The organism is Pseudomonas agronomica (assembly GCF_025917275.1).
Classification (GTDB): domain Bacteria; phylum Pseudomonadota; class Gammaproteobacteria; order Pseudomonadales; family Pseudomonadaceae; genus Aquipseudomonas; species Aquipseudomonas agronomica.
Window position 1 is genome coordinate 1 of the sequence record NZ_JAOSHO010000616.1, and the last position, 2,615, is coordinate 2,615.

Below are 2,615 nucleotides of genomic sequence, written 5' to 3' on the forward strand. Positions count from 1 at the left end.
CAGCTCCTACCGGGGGATGTGCGTCGCCGCAGACTCAGCCGTGGACTCTCACCCAGACGCTGACGAGCACCGTCGCCGCCATCAGCCATGCCACGGCAGCGACGGCCAATGAGGCTTCGAGGCGCATCCGGTCGACCATCACGTACAACGTCGCGAGATAGACAAAGTACGGAATGATCGACCACATGCCGAACACGATCGTGGTCTTCAGGTCATCGACCGAACGGCCCTTGCCGACGATGTAATGGGCGATCAGCGCAAAGGTCGGGAACAGGGGTACCAGCCCGGCAATGTAGTAATTCCTGGTCTTGGCCAGCATTGCCAGGATGACCACCACGGCTGCACCTAGCGCCGCTTTGAAAATCAGATCCACAAGTTACCGTCCGGTTGATTAGTGGCTCAGGCCATATTTTTTGACTTTGTCGAACAGCGTGGTCTTGGCCATGCCCAATTCCTGGCTGGCCTGGGTCAGGTTGCCGCCGCTGCGTTGCAACGCGTCCACCAGCAGGTTGCGTTCGAAGGCTTCCACTGCTTCGGCGAAGGCCAAGCCCTGGGTGCCGCTGCTGGCACCTGATTTCTTGAAGGCCGGCAGGCCGAGGGCGTAGCGTTCGGCGACGTTGCGCAGTTCGCGCACATTGCCCGGCCAATCGTGGCTCATCAGGTTCGACAGGGTCTGGTTGTCGAGTTCCGGCACGGTACGGTCGAAGCGCAGGGATGATTGGCGCAGGAAGTATTCGAACAACTGCAGGATGTCCTCGCGCCGCTCACGCAGGGGCGGCAGCTCAAGTGTCACGACGTTGAGGCGGTAATACAGGTCGCTGCGAAACTGTCCGGCCCGGCCCATTTCGTCGAGGTCGGACTTGGTGGCGGCGATCACCCGGCAATCCACGGCCACGCTCTGGTTCGAACCCAGGCGCTCGAGGGTGCGTTCCTGCAATACACGCAACAGCTTGATCTGCAGGGGCAGGGGCATGCTTTCCACTTCATCGAGAAACAGCGTGCCACCGTCGGCGTGTTCGATCTTGCCGATCCGGCGTTTGCCGGCACCGGTGAAGGCGTTCGCCTCGTGGCCGAAGATCTCGCTTTCGAACAGGTTTTCCGGCAGGCCGCCGCAGTTCAGCGCGACGAACTGTTTGTCGTGGCGCCGGCTGAAATCATGCAGGCAACGGGCGACCAGTTCCTTGCCGGTGCCGGTTTCGCCTTCGATCAGCACATTGGCCGAGGTGTCGGCAACGTTGGCAATCAACGCCCGCAGGTGTTGCATGGCTGGCGAGCGACCGATGATCCGGCCTTCGAGGGAATCGCGCTCGGCCAATTGCCTGCGCAACGACGAAACTTCCCGGGCCAGGCCGCGCTGCTCAAGGGCACGACGAGCGACGTCCACCAGGCGTTCGGGAGAGAACGGTTTCTCCATGAAGTCGTAGGCGCCTTTCTGCATGGCGTCGACGGCCATGGAAATGTCGCCGTGACCGGTGATCAACACCACCGGCAAGCGGCTGTCCCGCGCCTTGAGGCGGGTGAGCAATTCCAGGCCATCGATGCCCGGCAAGCGGATGTCGCTGATGACGATACCTGCGAAATCATCACCGACTTGTTCCAGCGCCTCTTCGGCACTGCCTACGCCGATGCACGGAATGTCTTCCAGGCTCAAGGCCTGCTGGCAGCCCAGCAGGACATGGGGGTCGTCTTCGACGATCAATACACTCAGGTCGTTGTTCATAGCGGCTCGGCAGGAGAAAGGCTTACCAACGGTAAACTGAGGACGAACGTGGTTCCACCGCCATCCGGATGCTCGACACCCAGGTGTCCGCCCGCGGCGGCGCTCAGGCTCGCCGAAAGCGTCAGGCCCAGCCCCAGGCCTTGTTCGCCGGGTTTGGTGGTGAAGAAGGGTTCGAAAAGATGCTTGCGGGCTTCCGGGTCGATGCCATGGCCATTGTCCCGTACCCGCAGGCGATATTTGCCGTCGCTGGTCTTGCCTTCGAGCCATAGCGTCGGCTCGGGCTGGGCCTGCATGGCGTCCAGGGCGTTGCCGATCAGGTTCACCAGTATCTGTTCCAGGCGCGTCTGGTCGATCTGCACCTGGACGTCATCGAAATCGGAATGTATCTGGATAGCCCGGTTTTCCAGGCGTCCACCCAGCAGTTGCAGCGCGGCTTCGACAGCCTTGCCCAGGCTCGCACGGCCCTTGTCATCGCCGCGCCGGGCAAAGGCTCGCAGGCTGGCGGTGATGCGACCCATGCGGTCGATCAATTCGTTGATGGTCTTGAGGTTGGCGCTGGCAACGTCCAGTTGGCCGCGCTCCAGGAAGCGCACGGTGTTGCCTGACAGGGTACGCAGGGCGGCCAGCGGCTGGTTGAGCTCATGGGCGATGCTGGTGGACATCTGGCCGATCGCTGCCAATTTACCGGCCTGCACCAGCTCATCCTGGGCGCGGCGCAAGGTTTCCTCGGCCTGCCGCCGTTCACGGATCTGACCCTTGAGCCGTTCGTTGCTGGCCCGCAGGTCGGTGGTGCGTTCGGTAATCCGACGTTCGAGCTGATTGTTTGCCTCTTGCAGCGCTTCGCGGGCGGCGAGGCGGGTGGCGATGACCTTGCGCCGCTCGTTCCAGGCGATCA

Annotated in this window: 2 protein-coding genes and 1 pseudogene; all 3 read right to left on the reverse strand. The window is 62.4% G+C overall.

Annotated features, from left to right (window positions below):
* Positions 1-34: 34 nt before the first annotated feature.
* Positions 35-364 carry a GlpM family protein gene (locus OC610_RS25270; protein ID WP_170862026.1) on the reverse strand — a complete coding sequence of 110 codons (330 nt, stop codon included), beginning with the start codon at positions 362-364 and terminating at the stop codon, positions 35-37.
* 27 nt (positions 365-391) lie between these two features.
* Positions 392-1,720 carry a two-component response regulator AauR gene (aauR, locus tag OC610_RS25275; protein ID WP_264431754.1) on the reverse strand — a complete coding sequence of 443 codons (1,329 nt, stop codon included), beginning with the start codon at positions 1,718-1,720 and terminating at the stop codon, positions 392-394.
* Positions 1,717-2,615: pseudogene (gene aauS / locus OC610_RS25280) on the reverse strand (two-component sensor histidine kinase AauS); the annotation flags it as partial. The pseudogene aauS and the gene aauR, both read right to left, overlap by 4 nt.